This is a genomic window from Saccharothrix xinjiangensis, from assembly GCF_039527585.1.
Classification (GTDB): domain Bacteria; phylum Actinomycetota; class Actinomycetes; order Mycobacteriales; family Pseudonocardiaceae; genus Actinosynnema; species Actinosynnema xinjiangensis.
Genome location: NZ_BAAAKE010000097.1, coordinates 1 through 569, shown reverse-complemented (window position 1 = coordinate 569; position 569 = coordinate 1). Strand labels below are relative to the sequence as shown.

The window sequence follows — 569 nt, the reverse complement described above, 5'->3', positions numbered from 1 at the left end:
GTCACGTTCGGGTTAAGATTGACTGCATCTCGCGGAAAAACCAATGATTATGGAGAACGGGGCAATTCGGAAGATCTAGTGGCGACGCCGAGGCTGGGGCTGAGCTATGCCGTCGATACACATACCACATTATATGCACTCCATGATCAGAGCTATTTGCCTCAGGTAGGCCTATCGGTCAATGGAAATGCATTGAAGCCTCTTCGGGGGATTAACTATGAAATGGGAATAAAACGCGATTGGATGGATGGGGCATGGAACACCAGTGTCTCTATATATCATATCGAACGTAATCGTCTGATCACGCCAGATCCGACATCCAATCTGATTTATCAGACAGGAGAAAGCCAATCGAGAGGAATAGAATTTGATTTGAAAGGACGTTTGGCTCAGGGATTAAACGCGGTATTCAATTATGCGTACACAGACTCGAAGATTACTGCAGACGATATGATCCCCGCCCATGTTGGGATGGCCACACCCAATCGGGTGAAACACATACAGAACACATGGTTGAATTATTTATTACCCCTACAGTCCTTCAAGGGGTTTAACGTATCTGTCGGAAG

At 46.2% G+C, this 569-nt stretch carries 1 protein-coding gene; it reads left to right on the top strand.

Annotation, left to right across the window (positions count from 1 at the left end; all coding sequences use genetic code 11):
• Positions 1-569 (top strand): TonB-dependent siderophore receptor (locus ABD223_RS43405; RefSeq protein WP_344044224.1); only part of this gene is annotated, 569 nt, incomplete at both ends.